Raw genomic sequence first — 16,673 nt, 5'->3', positions numbered from 1 at the left:
CATGAGCGGCGCACCCCGACATATCCTGATTGCCGGCGGCGGGGTCGCCGGGTGGCTGATTGCGCTGGCGAGCGCACGCGCGCTTCTCCCCCTCGGCACGCAGATCAGTGTGACCCATGATGGGGCGGATGAGAGCCTTGGCAGTCACACGCTGGCGCTGTCCACCCTGCCCGGCATTCAGGACCACCATCATGCGCTGGGTATCGATGACATCGCGGCCCTGCGCGCTGCGCGCGGCAGTTTCAAGCTGGGTGAGAGCTATACTGGCTGGACGACCGGCGGCACGGCCATCCTGCCCTATGGAGATACAGGCGCGGATGTCGGCCCGGTGCGCTTTCATCAGCAATTGATGCGGCTCGGCACCCGGGTGCGCGATATGGACCTCGCCGCCTTCTCGCTCGCTGGATCAGCAGCCCGTCTTGGCCGGTTTGCGCCGCCCTCGCCCGATCCTGCCTCGATCCTCTCCACGCTGGATTTCGGCCTGCATCTGGAGTCGGGCGGCTATGCCCGGCACCTGCGGGACGCAGCCTTGAAGGCTGGTGCGACAGCAGTCGAGGGCTGTGTGGTGTCGGCAGAGCGCGGCGCAGATGGCAGGCTGACCGCCGCCGTACTGGACGATGGCCGCAAGATTAGCGCCGACCTCTTCATCGACGCCACAGGTGAGCGCGCGGCGCTGATATCCGGCGTGCTAGGCGTGGCATGGGAAAGCTGGGCGGTGCCGGGGCTTGACCAGATCGCCAGCGCCCTGGCCGACGACAGCGCCTCGCCTTCTCCCCTGACCCGCAATGAAGCGATCGGCGCTGGCTGGCAGCGCAGCATGCCGCTCTACAAAGCCACCGCCAGCCAGATCATCTTTTCCTCCGGCGAAATGGATGATGACGCCGCAGTAAAACGCCTGGGCGGCAATGCGAACATATCCGCCTTCAATCCCGGCAGGCGGGGGACACCATGGAGCGCCAACTGCCTCGCCATTGGCGCAGCGGCGTGCATTCCAGACCCCCTTGCAAGCGCCGAGCATCATCTCGCGGCGAGTGCGGCCTTGCGCTTCCTTAAACTTGTTCCGCATGAGGGTGGCGGGGTGGTGGAAGCGCGCGAGTACTGCCGCGTCTTCGCCGCCGAGACCAGCTCGGCCCGCGATTTCACCGCCCTCTTCTACACCGCACAAACGCGCGAAGAGACGCCCTGGAAGGCCGCTCGCACGCTTGAGCCTTCTGCGGAACTCACCCGCCACAGGGCGCTCTTTGACGCCAGAGGCCGCATTCCGCGCAGCGAGGACGGACTTTATAACGAGGCGATGTGGGCCGCGGCCTTCATCGCTGCACGCGTGGAGCCGCGTGACCATGATCCGCTGGCCAACGGTCTGAATGAAGCGGCGCTGAAACAGCGCTGCGAGCAGGTGCGCCAGCTCGTAGCCAACACCGCCCAGCGCCTGCCAGCCCATGGCGACATGCTGGCCCAGCTGCATGGGAGCCGGCCATGAGCGCGCCGCCCATAAGGCAAGTGGTGATCGTGGGCGGCGGCACGGCCGGCTGGATGGCAGCCGCTGCGCTTTCGCGCCTTATCGGCAATGGCGTCACGCAGATCACGCTGGTTGAGTCCGAGGAGATCGGCATTGTCGGCGTCGGCGAAGCCACCATCCCGCCCATCCGCCAGTTCAACGAGGTGCTGGGGATTGATGAGCGCGAATTCCTGAAAGCCACACAAGGCAGCTACAAGCTGGGTATCGAGTTCGTGGACTGGACCCGGCCCGGCCATCGCTACATCCATCCGTTCGGCCCGTTCGGCGCGGACATGAATGCGGTGAAGTTCCACCAGTACTGGCTGAAACTGCGCAGGCTAGGCCGGGCAGCCGATTTCGCCGAGTACAATCTGTGTGCCGTTGCAGCCTATCAGAACCGGTTTGGCGGCATCTCCCCGCAATTCCGCAATCCGGTGACCCAGCTTCACTGGGCCTATCATTTCGACGCCTCGCTCTATGCCCGCTTCCTTCGCCGCTATTCCGAGGCACGCGGGGTGAAGCGCCAGGAAGGCAAGATCACAAAGGTTCACCAGCGTAGTGAGGACGGCTTCATCGAGAGCGTGGAGCTGGAAAGCGGGCAGCGCGTGGAAGGCGAGCTCTTCATCGACTGCTCCGGCTTCAGAGGGCTGCTAATCGAGCAGACGCTAAAGGCCGGATATGAGGACTGGACCCACTGGCTGCCCTGTGACCGCGCCGTCGCCGTGCCGTGCGCGCACGGGGATGGCGCGTTTACGCCCTACACGCGTTCGACAGCACGCGAGGCAGGCTGGCAATGGCGTATCCCGCTGCAGCACCGGATCGGCAATGGCTATGTCTATTCCAGCCAGTTCATTTCCGACGACGAGGCTGCGGCCAAGCTGATGGCCAATCTCGATGGCGAGGCGCTGGCCGATCCGCGCCCGCTACGCTTTGTGACCGGCAGACGCAAAAAGGCGTGGGTGAAGAACGTTGTCGCTCTGGGGCTGGCTTCAGGCTTCCTCGAACCGCTAGAATCCACCTCTATCCACCTCATCCAGAGCGGGATATCACGGCTTCTGGCGCTATTTCCCGATAGCGGTTTTTCGAACGTCGAGATTGATGAGTATAACCGGCTGACCGACCAGCAGATCGGGTTCATCCGCGACTTCATCATCCTGCATTATCACGCCAATGAGCGCGAAGGCGTACCGCTCTGGGATGCCTGCCGCCACATGGACGTGCCGGAGACGCTGGCGCGCAAGCTCGCCCTGTTCCGTAGCAAGGGCCGCCTCTTCCGCTATGAGGATGAACTCTTCGCCGAAGCCAGCTGGTATGCGGTCCTGCTGGGCCAGAACGTGATGCCGGACGGCTACGACCCGCTGGTCGATGCCGCGCCGGTGGACAACATTGCCCGCGCGCTGGACGAGATACGCGCCATGGTACGCGATGCCGCTGGCTCCATGCCGTTGCACGCCGACTTCATCAATCAGCATTGCCGCGCGCCAGAGGCCGCCTGAGGGGGACGAGATGGACGGGAACCGGATACGCAAAATCGTAATCGTGGGCGGCGGCACGGCCGGCTGGATGACGGCAGCCGCCTTCGCGAAAATCCTTGGCCCCCGCTATGCCGACATCACGCTCGTTGAATCTGAAGAGATCGGCATTGTCGGTGTCGGCGAGGCCACCATCCCGCAGATCAATATCTATAACCGCATGCTGGGGCTGGATGAGGACGATTTCGTCCGCGAGACGCAAGGCTCATTCAAGCTGGGTATCGAGTTCGTCGACTGGGGCAAGAAGAACCACACCTATTTCCACCCGTTCGGACCGTTCGGCGTGGATATGGACGGCGTGTCCTTCCATGCCTACTGGCTGCGCATGATGCATGGCGGCGATCCGCGCCTTGTGACCGATTATTCGCTGACCTCGGTCGCGGCGAGCCAGAACCGCTTCATGCGGCCGGTGAATGCAGGCAATTCGCCCCTTTCGCGCATCGCCTATGCCTTCCATTTCGACGCCTCGCTCTATGCGCGTTTCCTGCGCCGCTATTCGCAGGCGCGCGGGGTGAAGCGCCAGGAAGGCAAGATCACAAAGGTTCACCAGCGTAGTGAGGACGGCTTCATCGAGAGCGTGGAGCTGGAAAGCGGACAGAAGATCGAAGGCGAGCTCTTCATCGACTGTTCCGGTTTTCGGGGCCTACTGATCGAGCAGACCCTAAAGGCCGGTTATGAGGACTGGACCCACTGGCTGCCCTGCGACCGCGCCGTGGCGGTGCCGTGCGCGCACGGGGATGGCGAGTTTACGCCCTACACGCGCTCCACTGCGCGCGAGGCAGGCTGGCAGTGGCGTATCCCGCTCCAGCATCGCATCGGCAATGGATATGTCTATTCCAGCCAGTTCATTTCCGACGATGAGGCTGCGGCCAAGCTGATGGCGAATCTCGACGGCGAGGCGCTGGCCGATCCGCGCCCGCTGCGCTTCGTGACCGGCAGACGCAAAAAGGCGTGGGTGAAGAATGTGGTGGCACTGGGGCTGGCTTCAGGCTTCCTCGAACCACTGGAATCCACCTCTATCCACCTCATACAGAGCGGGATTGCGCGCCTGCTTACCCTCTTCCCCAGCCGCGATTTCGAGCCGGCCGATATCGAGCGCTACAACTTCATGATCGCGCGCGAGTTCGCGCAGGTGCGTGACTTCATCATCCTGCACTATCACCTCACCGAGCGCGACAACACGCCGCTCTGGGAATACTGCCGCTCCATGGACGTGCCGGAAACCCTGAAAGAGAAATACCGCATCTTCGAGAGCCACGGGCGGATCTTCCGCGATAATGACGAGCTGTTCAACGATACCAGCTGGTTCGCCGTAATGATCGGTCAGGGCCTGGTGCCGCGCAGCTATGACCCGGTGGTCGAGGCCATGGACGAGGCCACGCTGCGCGCGCGCATGAACGAGTTGCATTCGGTGATCGGCAATTGTGCAGACCAGATGCCGGGCCATGCTGACTTCATCGCCATGAACTGCGCCGCGAAAGCGGCGTGAGGTATCCCGGTTTTCCTTGCGCGGTGTGATTTCACCTGAAATGATAGCGCTAACAATTATGGAGGCGAAACGCCCCGCAACCGATCTGAGGGAGGAACACCATGACCCGGAAAAGCAACTCCGCGCTCCTGACCGGAGCCAGCGCGCTGGCGCTTATGCTGGCAGCCTGTGAAGCGCCGGAAGCAGGTGACAACGCAGCGCCGCCTGCACCCCCGCACGCTGGCAATTCCGATAGCGAAGCCGAAGCACCGCAAGCCGGTGAGGACGGCCCGCTGCTGGCCCGGCTCGACTGGTTCCATTATGAGGGCGGCGATCCAGCCCACGAGGCCTTCCCGGCAGGCGAGGGCGAGTTCCAGAACCCGGTTCTGGGCGGCTTCTATCCGGATCCCAACATCCTGCAGGTGGGCGAGGATTATTACCTGACCACCTCCACCTTCGCCTATTTTCCCGGCCTTCCGGTGTTTCACAGCCGCGATCTGGTGAACTGGACGCAGATCGGCAATGCGCTGGACCGCACCGACATGGTGGATTTCGGCAATCTGGGGCTCTCGCGCGGCATTTTCGCGCCAGCCATGGCCTACCATGACGGCACATTTTACATGCTCAACACGTGTGTGGATTGCGGCGATAATTTCATCATCAGCGCAACCGATCCGGCAGGGCCGTGGTCCGCTCCGGTCTGGCTGCCTGATCTCGCGGGCGGGATCGACCCCTCCCTCTTCGTCGACGAGGACGGACGCGCCTACATCCTCAACAATGGCCCGCCAGACCGCGAGCCGGAATATGACGGCCACCGCGCGGTATGGATCCAGCAGTTTGATCTGGAAACCCTCACCACATTCGGCGAGCGCATCGTGCTGGTCGATGGCGGGGTGGATTTCTCTACCCAGCCGATCTGGATCGAAGGCCCGCACATCTACAAGGTGGACGGGCTGTACTATCTGATCTGCGCCGAGGGCGGCACGGCAGAAGGCCACTCACAGGTCGTCCTGCGCAGTGAGAATCCGATGGGGCCCTACGAGGCGTGGGACGGTAATCCCATCCTCACCCAGCGCGATCTGCCGCGCGACCGGCCCTTCCCCATCACCTCTGCCGGCCATGCCAGCTTCGTCACCACACCGTCGGGCGAATGGTGGGGCACCTTCCTCGCCGTGCGGCCCTATGGCGATGATCTCTACAATACGGGCCGCGAGACCTTCCTGATGCCGGTAAGCTGGGAGGAGGGCTGGCCGCGCATGACCGGGGACGGCGATCTCATCCCTTATGCCTATCGCCGCCCGGACCTGCCGCCGCAGGAACCGGCCGATCCGCCCATGGCGGGCGCGTTCGAGGTGCATGAGGACTTTTCAGGCCCCCTGCCCCCGCACTGGATGATGCTGCGCCTGCCGCAGGAAAGCTGGCATGATCTCGACAGCGAGCCGGGCAGCCTGGTGCTGACCGCGCGCAATGTGGCGCTGGGCGAGAACGCCAACCCGTCCTATCTCGGACGCCGCCAGCAGCACATGTATGCCAGCGCTTCCATGCGCATGCGCTTTGAGCCGCAGGCGGCGGGCGACCGGGCCGGGCTCGTGGCCCTGCAGAGCGATGAGTACTGGTACTTCATCGGGCTTGCCCGCGATGGAGACGGCGATGTGATCCGGGTGGAGCGCCGCGCCGGGCCGGAGCAGGACGTGCATGGCGAAATCCTTGCCAGCGTCCCCTTTGAAGGCGAGGCGGGCGCACCGATCGACCTGCGCATCACCGCCCGGGCAGGCGAATACGACTTCCACTACGCGCTTGAGGAAGGCCGGTGGCAGCCTTTGCTGGAAGACGCGGACGGCACGCTGCTCTCCACCCGGATTGCAGGCGGGTTTGTCGGCGTGACCATGGGGCCGTACGCGTATTCAGGCGAATAGGAACAGGCGCTGAAACCCCGGACAGCGCTGCGTGCTTCCGGGGGGGCAGCCCCCGAGCCGGGCCCATAACTATATAGATAACAAATATTTGCGTTTCACCGGCGCAAGCAGGTGCCTAGTTTTTTCTGGGTCCCGGCTTTCGCCGGGAAAACGAGGGGAGGCGGAACTGTGAGCACCCGAACCCACCCCCTACCGTCCCCGCCAGCTCTCCGGCGGGCCGAGATAGGTCTGTGGCAGCTGCCCACGCGCGATCACGATGCGCTGGAAGACGGGGCCGGTATCAACCATCCAGATGCGCAAGACTTGCGGGCCTGCCTCCACGGTGTGGCGGCTGGTATGGACGACCGAATTATTGCCGACATTGCGTTCCCATGTGGCGTCACTGTCATCGAGATGCATGTTGATGATCTGCGGGACTTCGTCCCCGATGGAGACGGCATAGCGCAAACCGCCCAGCCCTCTGAAATCGAGCGTCGGGGATAGCGTGACCTGCACCTCCACCTCACCGGCTTCAAGCAGGTGGATATCGTATTCCAGCCGCGGGGACTCGCCGCCGGGCGTGACGGCCTCTGCGGTCGGCGGGAAGAGCGTCACCGATGAGAGCGTCCGGCCGAGATTTGGCACGGTGCGCCACTCCACGCTCTCGCCATCAATCGCACGGGCGAAATGCGCCGCCTCCATGGCGACGAAGCCATCGGCTTCCACGAACGCGCCTTCAGCAGGCATGATAGCGGGGTTCACCGCCCTCACCTCGATCTCGATAACGTTCCGGTCAGGACCCGTGACGGAGATGACCGCGCTGGCCTCATCTTCGGGCGCCGAATCCCAGTCGATGGAGACCGCGACCCGGCCATCGCCGCGTCCCTGCGTCTGCGACAGGCGCACCCAGGGCGCGCCGGCAGCGAGCGTATAGCGGGCCGGGCTTATACCTCTGTCGAACAGATCGATATGGCGGGTCTGACGGCCATAGCGGTAGAAGACGGGCAGAGCTGGCGTGCCGTCTGCACCCGGCCAGGCCCGTTCATCGCCCTCCACGGCAATACCCAGCACCGCGCCGCGCGCCGGTGTCACGCTTTCCAGATCCGGCAGGATATCTTCTTCAGGCTGCTGCCAGTAGGTATAGGAGATGCGGGTCTGCGCCATCATGTGGACCCAACGGCCATCGGCCACGTCCTCTTCGTAGATGCGGTCGAGTTCATGGCTGCGCTCAAACGCTTCGCGCACCGCATCCGCGCTGGCATTGGCCGCCACGCGCCCTTGCGCGGCATAGAGCCGGTTGCGCGCGGTCTCGATATGCAGCCGGTTCAGATTGCCCGCCGCGATCACCGGATACCAGACCAGCTGGACGAAAGCGTCGTGATATTCAGGATCGAGGCGCTCCCGCACGGCATCGGCCAGCTCTGCCAGAGCGTCCCATTCGGCGAGGATGCGCTCGGCCTCATCGAAATTGACAAGGCTGTACGTATCCGGCCCGACCATCTCCGGCTTGCGGCGTGAATTGTAGTTCGTGTAGCCCGTCAGCAGCGCGGCGATATCGTCGGCATGATCCTCGCCAAACTGCTGGGCGGCCCAGCCGCGCGTGAAGCCTTCCATCACGTCCTGGGTCATAGCCTCGGGATTCCATGCGTGGGTCAGGAAGTGGCTGATCGGCAGTTCCATGGGCTTCAGATCACCGACATTGACCAGCCAGAGCTGATCGGCGCCGAACTCCCACGCAATATTCATCTGCTCCCAGGTGCGCGCGATCTGGGTGGTGTTGATCCATTTGTAGTTACGCGGACCGCCCACATAGTCGAAATGATAGTACATGCCGAACCCGCCCGCGCGTTCCTCGCCCGGTTGCGGCACGCGGCGGATATTGCCCCAATTGTCATTGGCAAACAGGATCATCACGTCGTCGGGCATCTGCATGCCCTCGTCGTAATAATCGAGCACCTCCTTGTAGAGCGCCCACATCTGCGGTGTCTCGCTGGCGGGGCGGCCCGTCACCTCCTCGATGATGGCGCGCTGGTCAGCGACAATACGCTCCATCAGCTCCACCTCGGTCTCGTCGCTCATGGCTTCATCGCCATCGCCGCGCATGCCGAGCACGACCGGCGTCTGATGGCGCGCAAGCCGGGTGATCCCCTCACGCCAGAAGCGCTGGAGATTGTCCGCATTGGTGCGGTAATTCCACTCGCCGGTGCCATAGCGCTCCCACTCGATATGGGCGCGCAGCATGGGTTCGTGATGGGTGGTGCCGACGACGACGCCCATCGCCTCTGCCGTGATGGGATTGAGCGCATCTTCATCGTAGAAGGCTTTCCCCCACATGGCCGACCAGAGATAATTGCCGCGCAAGCGCAGGATCAGCTCGAACACATCGCCATAGAAGCGGTGATTGAAGCCGCCATAGGTCTCGTTGACCCAGCCGAGCAGGGCCGGGTTCTCGTTATTGAGGAAGATGCCCCGGTAGCGCACGTGCGGGCGCTCTGCCCGGCGTCCTTCGGTGACGTAGAGATCGCTGCGGCGCTCGATTGGCACATCAGCCCACCAGTACCAGGGCGAGACGCCCATGCGCTCTGAGAGGTCATAAATGCCGAATATGGCCCCGCGCATATCGGAGCCGGCAATCACCAGCGCGCGGTCTATGCCGGGGGCGGGGTTATCGACCACCTGCTGGACATAAGCCTCCCACTCGCCGGCCACACCGGATACATCCAGCCGGCCCTCTTCGACCAGCCGGTCAATATCGTGATTGCGCCCCAGAACCCCGGCGATAACGGCCATGCCGCGGCCGTCCACACGCCGCAGATTGGTGATTTCTACAGGGATTTCCCCGCGCGACACGCGGTCAAGATCATCGCGCAGATCCTGCGCGGCGCGCAGCAGGCCCGGATAATCGCCGGGATCGGTACGCACAACAGTCGGCTCGCCAGAAACGATCAGGGGAAAGGCGGAAACCGGCGGAGACCCGGCACACACGCCGGCAGGGCCATCGCATACCCCGCGGACCGGATGCTGGGCCGCCACCGGCCCCGTCAGGAAAAGCAAGGCCAGAAGCGCCGGGAGCACGAGACCGCGGGAGATTGGACAAATGCTCATCGGGCTGGCCTTCCTTTTCCTGTTGGGTCAGATGGCCGTCATTCCGCTACAGTCAGGGTCGCCGACTGCAGCTCTGCCGAGTTCGGACCCGCCGAGATGGTGAAGGTGCCCGGCTCGACAACCCGCTCCATCTGCAGATTCCACAGCGACAGCGCGTCCGGCCCAAGCTCGAAGCGTACTGTGCGCCGCTCGCCCGGACGCAGGGTGATACGTTCAAAGCCCTTCAACTCCAGCACCGGCCGCGTGATGGATGCCACATCGTCGCGCACATAGAGCTGGACGACCTCATCGCCTTCCCTGTCGCCGGTGTTGCGCACATCAACCTCCACAATCGCCGTCTCGCCTACGCGAATGGTGGAGCGCTGGAAGCGCGGCGCGGACATCTCGAACGACGTATAGGACAGGCCAAAGCCGAACGGCAGGAGCGGGCTTACTTCGTCGAGCAGATAGCCACGCCGGGCGGTCGGCTTGTGGTTATAGAAAACCGGCAAATGGCCGGCAGAACGGGCAAAGCTCACCGGCAGGCGGCCGCCCGGATTGACCGCGCCGAACACCACATCGGCGACCGCATTGCCGGTCTCCTGACCCAGATACCAGCCCTCGATCACCGCATCGGCTTCTTCCAGCAATTCCTGGATCGCCAGCGGACGGCCATTGAGCAGCAGGACGACGGTCGGCTTGCCGAGCGCGAAAATCTCCCGCGCCAGATCCATCTGCTGGCCAAACAGCTCCAGCGTCGGACGGTCGCCCAGATGATCGTAGGCCCATGCCTCGCGGCTGAGCTGCTCGTTCTCGCCCAGCACCATCAGGATCACGTCTGCCCCGCGCGCAGCCTCCACGGCCTCCGCGATCAGGCGTTCATTGACCTCGGCAGGCACGGGATCGACCTCGTCGGCGGCCCATTCGCGGCTTTCGGTCAGGCGCACGCCTTCAGAATAGATGACGTTGAAATTGCCGTGCTCCTCGGCGGCGTTCTGCATGCCTTCCAGCACGCTGACCACATGGCGGGGGATATCGCTATACCCGCCCAGCGGTGTGTCCACCGCATGGGTGCCCAGCACGGCAAGCGTGCCGGTGCGGGCGGGGTCCAGCGGCAGGGTGCCATTGTTCGACAGCAGCACCATGGCCCGCTGAGCCGCTTCACGCGCCAGCGCAATGGCATCAGGTGTCGCCGTCAGACCTTCGGCAGCATCCTCGTCGACGTAAGGATCATCGAAGAGACCGGCGAGGAATTTCATCGCCAGGAGGCGCCGCACCGCAGCGTCAATCGCCTCCTCCGAGACGCGTCCCTCCTGAACCAGGCGGACCAGGTGGGGGAAGCCATCGGGATCAGGCAGTTCGATATCTACCGTCGCATCAATTGCGCGCACGACGGCGTCATCGATATCGTCGAGCATCTGGTGGCGGGTGATGATCTCGCGAACCGCGAAGTAATCGCTGACCACCACACCATCAAAGCCCCATTCCTCGCGCAGCACGTCGTTGAGCAACCAGCGATTGGCATGGCTCGGCAGACCGTCAATCTCGTTATAGGAGGCCATGACCGACATGACGGGAAGCTGCGTGATCGCCGCCTCGAAGGGCGGGAAGAACACTTCGCGCAGGGTGCGCTCGGAGATATTGGCCGGGCCGATATTGATGCCCGATTCCGGCTCGCCATGGCCGGTCATGTGCTTGAGCGTCACAAACACACGCTCCGGCTCCAGCGGCAGGGTCTCGCCCTGGAAGCCGCGAATGGCGGCAAGGCCGATCTCGGTGACCAGATAGGGGTCTTCGCCATAGGTCTCCTCGATCCGGCCCCAGCGCGGATCGCGCGCCACATCGACCACAGGCGACAGGACCAGACGTGCCCCGCGGGCGCGCACCTCACGCGAGGCGACATTGAAGACGCGCTCAACGAGATCGCGGTCCCAGGTGCTGGCCAGCGCAATCGATTGCGGGAAGCTGGTCGAACCGCGCGCCACATAACCGTGCAGCGCCTCCTCGTGGAACATGATCGGAATGCCAAGGCGCGTTTCCTCAATCGCCCAGCGCTGGGCGGCATTGATGTATTCGGCGGTCTGGCGCTCGGTACGGTTGACCGCGCCTTCGGAGACACCCGCCGCGACGTTTTCAGGGTCCGCGCCCCGGAAATCGGAGGGACGCGAAATCTGGCCAATGCCGTGGGGGTAGTTCTGCGACGCGTTCTCCGGGGAGAATTCGCCCTCGGGCGTCTCCAAATCACCCTTGGACAGCCAGATGCCGATCATCTGGGCGACCTTCTCCTCCAGCGTCATGCGTGAGAGCAGGTCTTCGACCCGCGCGTCGACCGGCTGGGAGGCGTCGCGATACAGAGGGGTTTCGTCCTGCGCGGCACCGCCGCGCGAATAGGCAGCCGTCCATCCGGCCAGCATCAACAGCACCGCGCCGCCTGCGACAACCCCGGCCACAGCGTGCAAAGGTCTGCGTATTTGCCCCATTATCATCATGCTTTCCTCCCCGGCGTTCCGGCTCGTGTAGCGGCCGGCCATGTTAGCGTTACCATACCGTAGTTTGGAGATGCGCTTCAGGTCAATGAATTTGTCCGACTAGTTGCTTCAGGTGGACAGCAGCACCGCTTCGCACTATCACGGCATTTGCAGGTTGATATGTCTGATTGCCGACCCTGTCGGGTCCGGCGGCATCAATCCGGAGAAGTCGCAAATGGATGCCCGGCACCGTGCTGACATGAGCGCCCTGGTCCGCCCGGGGCAACCTGCAGCCCGTATTCACGGTACGATTGCACACGATCTTGGCGTGGCCATCGTGTCGGGAAAGTATCGGTCTGGCGAAATATTACCGACCGAGATCGAGTTCAGCGAAAGACTGAAAGTCTCCCGCAGCGCCTACCGCGAAGCGGTGCGCACTCTCGCCGCGAAGGGGCTGGTCGAAAGCCGCCCGAAAACCGGCACGCGTGTTACCGAACAGGCCAGGTGGAATCTGCTCGATCCGGACGTGCTAGCCTGGTTCTTCGAAGCAGAGCCTTCACCAGAGCTGGTAAACGGCCTTTTCGAGTTGCGCCTGATAGTGGAGCCCGCCGCCGCCGCTCTGGCTGCAGCCCGCCGTGATACCCGCCAGCTTACCCGGATGCGCGAAGCGCTGATGCGCATGGAGCAGCACACCGTGATGACGGCGGAGGGGCGCGACGCCGACCGCGAGTTTCATGCCATCATTCTTGAAGCGACCGGCAACCCGCCCTTGGTCTGCCTTGCCAGCACAATTGGCGCGGGCGTCCACTGGACCACTGTCTACAAGGCCCGCAAGGACGAGCTTCCCCGCGACCCCATGCCCGAGCACTGGAAAGTGTTCGACGCCATCGCTGCGGGCGGGCCGGACGATGCGAGAGCCGCGATGGAAATCCTCGTGCGGGCCGCACTCCAGGACACATCACGCGCACTCAAACGGCCCACGCCAGCCGGCCGGAAACGGCGCAGCGCCGCAAGCTGACCCTGCCTTCCGCGCTTTTTCCGAGCTGCCGCGCTGCACCATGCGTGACTGCACGCACTTGCGAAGATGCAGAATTGGCTATAATTGTCTGACTTATCGAGCATCTCCAAAACCATGATCTGGCACGGCCGGATCGGGTACGCAGAGATATCCCCAACTGGCTTGTATACAGGCTGTTGAACAAGGCAGATCAGTTATGTCCAAGCGGCTGCGCTCCCGGCAATGGTTTGACAACCCTGAAAACCCGGACATGACTGCGCTCTATCTCGAGCGTTATCTCAATTACGGCCTGACATTGGAGGAGCTGCGATCGGGCAAACCCATTATCGGCATCGCCCAGACCGGCTCTGATCTCGCGCCGTGTAACCGCCATCACATAACCCTCGCCCAGCGCGTGCGCGAAGGCATACGTGAGGCTGGCGGTATTGCGCTGGAGTTTCCCGTTCACCCCATCCAGGAGACCGGCAAGCGGCCTACCGCCGGGCTGGACCGCAATCTGGCCTATATGGGTCTTGTTGAGCTGCTTTACGGCTACCCGCTGGACGGGGTGGTGCTGACCATTGGCTGTGACAAGACCACACCGGCCTGCCTGATGGCGGCGGCGACCGTGGACATCCCGGCAATCGCGCTCTCTGTCGGGCCCATGCTCAATGGCTGGCATGAAGGCAAGCGCGTCGGCTCCGGCTCCATCATCTGGCAGGCGCGCCAGATGATGGCGGCGGGCGAGCTGGACTATGAAGGCTTTATCGAGCTCGTCGCCACCAGCGCGCCTTCAGTCGGCTATTGCAACACGATGGGCACGGCCACCACCATGAACTCGCTGACCGAGGCGCTGGGCATGAGTTTGCCCGGCAGCGCGGCCATTCCCGCGCCGTACCGGGAACGCCCGCAAATGGCCTATGTGACGGGCAAGCGCATCGTGGAGATGGTCCATGAGGACCTCAAGCCGTCGGGCATCCTCACCCGCGACGCCTTCCTGAACGCCATTGCGGTCAATTCTGCCATTGGTGGGTCGACCAATGCGGTGGTCCACTTGATGGCACTGGCGCGTCATTCAGGGGTCGAACTGGAGCTGTCCGACTGGCAAAAACACGGCCATGATATTCCGCTTCTGGTCAATCTGCAGCCCGCTGGCACCTATCTGGGCGAGGACTTCCATCAGGCAGGCGGTGTTCCGGCCGTGGTTCGCCAGCTTATGGACCAGGGCCTGATCCGCGAGCAGGCCCTCACGGTCAACGGACAGATGATCGGTGAGAACTGCAAGGACGCCCGTATCATCCTGCCGGACGTCATCCGGACCTTTGACGCGCCGCTGATGGAGAAAGCCGGCTTTCTCGTACTGACCGGCAATCTGTTTGACAGCGCGGTGATGAAGACCAGCGTTATCTCGCCGGAATTCCGGCAACGCTATCTGTCCGATCCGCAGGCTCCCAACGTATTCGAGGGGGTGGTGACCGTTTTCGACGGGCCGGAGGACTACCATCACCGCATCGACGACCCGGCCGAAAACATCACGGAAAACTCCATTCTGGTCATGCGCGGATCAGGACCGATCGGTCATCCCGGAGCGGCCGAGGTGGTGAATATGCGCCCGCCCGCCTACCTCATCAAACAGGGTGTCACCGCCCTGCCCTGCATGGGTGACGGGCGGCAATCTGGCACATCCGGCTCGGCTTCCATCCTGCACGCGAGTCCGGAGGCGGCCGCCATGGGCAATATCGCCCTGCTGGAAAACGGTGACCGGCTGCGTGTTGATCTCAACACTGCCCGTGTGGACTGGCTGGTTTCCGAGGACGACATCGCGAAACGCCGCAAAATGCTGGAAGAGGCCGGCGGATATGCCTATCCGGCCTCACAAACGCCGTGGCAGGAGATCCAGCGCTCCATGACAGGCCAGCTTGATACCGGCGCCACGCTCGAGCCTGCGGTCAAATATCACCGGATCATCGATACGCTCGGCAACCCGCGCGACAATCACTGAGCGGGTTGGGAGGCTGTTGTGTTGACGGCCGAGATTTCCATCCGCAGCGACGTTTGCGCGCCGGGTTCGATAACGGGCATGCCCGGTTCATCCGGCCGGGCATTCAGAGCGTCGGGGCGGTGCGTAACCGGCTCCACACAGCAGAACCCGCCTGCCTGCGGCGCGTAGATATGGACCCGTCCGGTATCAGCTTTCACCGTCACACTGCGCTCCGCTATCGTCAGCTCCGCCACCCCGTCCCAGCCCTCATAGCAATGATCGATGAGTGTGCGGGCGGGCAGGCGTTCACCTTGCGCAAAATCGTAGATGGCGGACGCATCGGCGAGCGTCGAGGGGATGAGCGTCTCGTCGCTCAGCCACACCTTTTTCGCTGTCAGGCTCAGCCGCCCGCCCGCACCCAGCGGGAAATACGGATGCAGACCCAGCCCCGCAGGCACGCGATTGTCATCGCAGTTCGTCAGGCGAAGATCGATGCGCAGCCCGGCATCCGTCAGGGTGATGTCCTGTTCAGCCACGAACCGCCAGGGCCAGCCGCCATCACCGCCGGCATCAAGGCGTAGCTGGGCAGCACTATCGTTCACGCCATTGACCTGCCAGGCGCGCTGCCAGCCCACCCCGTGTATGGCGTGCGGCGCAAAGCCTGGCAGAACTGGCAACTGCACGGCGTCTCCCGCCCAGATGAAGCGCCCATTGGCCACACGGTTGGCATAGGGAAAGAGCGGAAAGCAGGAAGTTGCCAGAACATCCGCCGTCCCGGATGGCGTGGGCCGCAATACGTCGCACCCTCTAAAGCTGAGCGAGCCGATGGCACCGCCAAGACCCGGCAGGAGCGTGGCCCGCCAGCCACCAGCGGCAAGCTCCAGCGTCACAGCCGGATCAGGTTCTGTGGCAGGCCGGGCGTGTCAACGCGCACGCTGTAGAGCCCGCCCGCCAGCGGCTGCGCGGCGCGGGCCTCTGCGCTCTGGTGCAGCCAGGCGGTCGTGCAGTAGAGGGTTTTGAGGTCATCCCCGCCAAAAGCCGCCTTGGTGACGGCGGAGACCGGAAACGCGATTTTGCCGAGATAGCGCCCGTCTGAAGCAAACTTCGCCACGCCCCACCCGCCGAACAGGCCGACATGGAGTGTGCCGGCGCTGTCCACGCTCGGCCCGTCGCAATAGCCCTCCTCGGTGCGCGCAAACACGCGCTTTCCCGAGATGCGGCCACCGGCATGGCCGAAGGCGTAGATGGTCTTGTCCAGCGTGTCGTGATGGTAGAGCGTGGCGCCATCGGGGCTCAGCGCGGGACCGTTGGTGACGCCGTAGCCGTCATCCATCAGCGTCAGCACACCGTTAGCCCAGCGATAGAGCGCGCCGGACTTTTCCGCCTCGCTATCATCCATCGTGCCGAACCAGAGCGAGCCGTCAGGTGCCACAAACCCGTCATTGATGCGGTTTTGCGGGCGGTCGCGCTCCACTTCGATCAGGGCAGAGAAATCCCCCGTGCCGGGATCAAACCGGTGAAGCCCGCCACGCACACCGCACACCAGGGAGCCATCATCGGCCGGCAGGGCAAACCCGGTCTGGTCCGGCGTCGCCCAGCTGGCCTTGCTACCGTCCTCAACGCCATAGCGGTGCAGGCGGCGCCCCTTGATATCGACAAACCAGACGCAACGCCGCGCCGCGTCCCACACCGGGCCTTCGCCCAGCTCGCATCTGGCATCCCACAGGAGTTCCGGCGCGCTCATCGCAGA

The 16,673-nt window shown here is 63.7% G+C and carries 10 protein-coding genes; 6 read left to right on the top strand and 4 right to left on the bottom strand.

What is annotated here, in order from left to right:
- Position 1 precedes the first annotated feature (1 nt).
- The 4 genes from AB6B38_RS03950 to AB6B38_RS03935 all read left to right on the top strand — a co-directional run bounded on the left by AB6B38_RS03950 (position 2) and on the right by AB6B38_RS03935 (position 6,414).
- A complete protein-coding gene (locus AB6B38_RS03950) occupies positions 2-1,480 on the top strand; it encodes a tryptophan 7-halogenase (protein ID WP_371394463.1) in 1,479 nt (492 codons plus the stop codon).
- Positions 1,477-2,994: a tryptophan halogenase family protein gene (locus tag AB6B38_RS03945; RefSeq protein ID WP_371394462.1), complete on the top strand. Its 1,518-nt coding sequence runs from the start codon at positions 1,477-1,479 to the stop codon at positions 2,992-2,994. Before AB6B38_RS03950 ends, AB6B38_RS03945 begins: the two co-directional genes overlap by 4 nt.
- Before the next feature lie 10 nt (positions 2,995-3,004).
- Positions 3,005-4,519 (top strand): tryptophan halogenase family protein, encoded by a 1,515-nt coding sequence (locus tag AB6B38_RS03940; RefSeq protein WP_371394461.1) that lies wholly within the window; start codon positions 3,005-3,007, stop codon positions 4,517-4,519.
- A gap of 101 nt (positions 4,520-4,620) precedes the next feature.
- Positions 4,621-6,414, top strand: a complete 1,794-nt coding sequence (locus tag AB6B38_RS03935) for a glycoside hydrolase family 43 protein (RefSeq protein ID WP_371394460.1) — start codon at positions 4,621-4,623, stop codon at positions 6,412-6,414.
- Between the two features lie 189 nt (positions 6,415-6,603).
- On the opposite strand, the gene AB6B38_RS03930 is transcribed toward AB6B38_RS03935, so the two are convergent.
- Both AB6B38_RS03930 and AB6B38_RS03925 read right to left on the bottom strand, forming a co-directional pair.
- The gene (locus tag AB6B38_RS03930; protein ID WP_371394459.1) at positions 6,604-9,498 is read right to left on the bottom strand and encodes a glycosyl hydrolase 115 family protein; all 2,895 of its coding nucleotides are present in this window, start codon (positions 9,496-9,498) and stop codon (positions 6,604-6,606) included.
- Between the two features lie 38 nt (positions 9,499-9,536).
- Positions 9,537-11,963, bottom strand: a complete 2,427-nt coding sequence (locus tag AB6B38_RS03925) for a glycoside hydrolase family 3 N-terminal domain-containing protein (RefSeq protein WP_371395069.1) — start codon at positions 11,961-11,963, stop codon at positions 9,537-9,539.
- A 241-nt stretch (positions 11,964-12,204) separates the two neighbouring features.
- On the opposite strand from AB6B38_RS03925, the gene AB6B38_RS03920 reads away from it, so the two are divergent.
- Positions 12,205-12,963, top strand: a complete 759-nt coding sequence (locus tag AB6B38_RS03920; protein ID WP_371394458.1) for a FadR/GntR family transcriptional regulator — start codon at positions 12,205-12,207, stop codon at positions 12,961-12,963.
- A 196-nt stretch (positions 12,964-13,159) separates the two neighbouring features.
- On the top strand, positions 13,160-14,944 hold the full coding sequence (locus AB6B38_RS03915; protein WP_371394457.1) for an IlvD/Edd family dehydratase: 1,785 nt from the start codon (positions 13,160-13,162) through the stop codon (positions 14,942-14,944).
- Here AB6B38_RS03915 and AB6B38_RS03910 read toward each other — a convergent pair.
- Together AB6B38_RS03910 and AB6B38_RS03905 are read right to left on the bottom strand one after the other, a co-directional pair.
- The gene (locus AB6B38_RS03910; protein ID WP_371394455.1) at positions 14,938-15,813 is read right to left on the bottom strand and encodes an aldose 1-epimerase; all 876 of its coding nucleotides are present in this window, start codon (positions 15,811-15,813) and stop codon (positions 14,938-14,940) included. The two genes, AB6B38_RS03915 and AB6B38_RS03910, sit on opposite strands and share 7 nt — an antisense overlap.
- Entirely contained in the window at positions 15,810-16,667 is an 858-nt protein-coding gene (locus tag AB6B38_RS03905; RefSeq protein WP_371394454.1) for an SMP-30/gluconolactonase/LRE family protein, read from the bottom strand. Before AB6B38_RS03905 ends, AB6B38_RS03910 begins: the two co-directional genes overlap by 4 nt.
- Positions 16,668-16,673: the final 6 nt, after the last annotated feature.

The organism is Glycocaulis abyssi (assembly GCF_041429775.1).
Classification (GTDB): domain Bacteria; phylum Pseudomonadota; class Alphaproteobacteria; order Caulobacterales; family Maricaulaceae; genus Glycocaulis; species Glycocaulis abyssi.
This window is presented reverse-complemented; position numbering and strand designations above follow the sequence as displayed.

What these genes read in the sequence shown, in the direction of transcription:
- AB6B38_RS03950 (WP_371394463.1), top strand. Translation starts at nt 2, where the DNA reads ATGAGCGGCGCACCCCGACATATCCTGATTGCCGGCGGCGGGGTCGCC.
- AB6B38_RS03945 (WP_371394462.1), top strand. Translation starts at nt 1,477, where the DNA reads ATGAGCGCGCCGCCCATAAGGCAAGTGGTGATCGTGGGCGGCGGCACG.
- AB6B38_RS03940 (WP_371394461.1), top strand. Translation starts at nt 3,005, where the DNA reads ATGGACGGGAACCGGATACGCAAAATCGTAATCGTGGGCGGCGGCACG.
- AB6B38_RS03935 (WP_371394460.1), top strand. Translation starts at nt 4,621, where the DNA reads ATGACCCGGAAAAGCAACTCCGCGCTCCTGACCGGAGCCAGCGCGCTG.
- AB6B38_RS03930 (WP_371394459.1), bottom strand. Translation starts at nt 9,498, where the DNA reads ATGAGCATTTGTCCAATCTCCCGCGGTCTCGTGCTCCCGGCGCTTCTG.
- AB6B38_RS03925 (WP_371395069.1), bottom strand. Translation starts at nt 11,963, where the DNA reads ATGATAATGGGGCAAATACGCAGACCTTTGCACGCTGTGGCCGGGGTT.
- AB6B38_RS03920 (WP_371394458.1), top strand. Translation starts at nt 12,205, where the DNA reads ATGAGCGCCCTGGTCCGCCCGGGGCAACCTGCAGCCCGTATTCACGGT.
- AB6B38_RS03915 (WP_371394457.1), top strand. Translation starts at nt 13,160, where the DNA reads ATGTCCAAGCGGCTGCGCTCCCGGCAATGGTTTGACAACCCTGAAAAC.
- AB6B38_RS03905 (WP_371394454.1), bottom strand. Translation starts at nt 16,667, where the DNA reads ATGAGCGCGCCGGAACTCCTGTGGGATGCCAGATGCGAGCTGGGCGAA.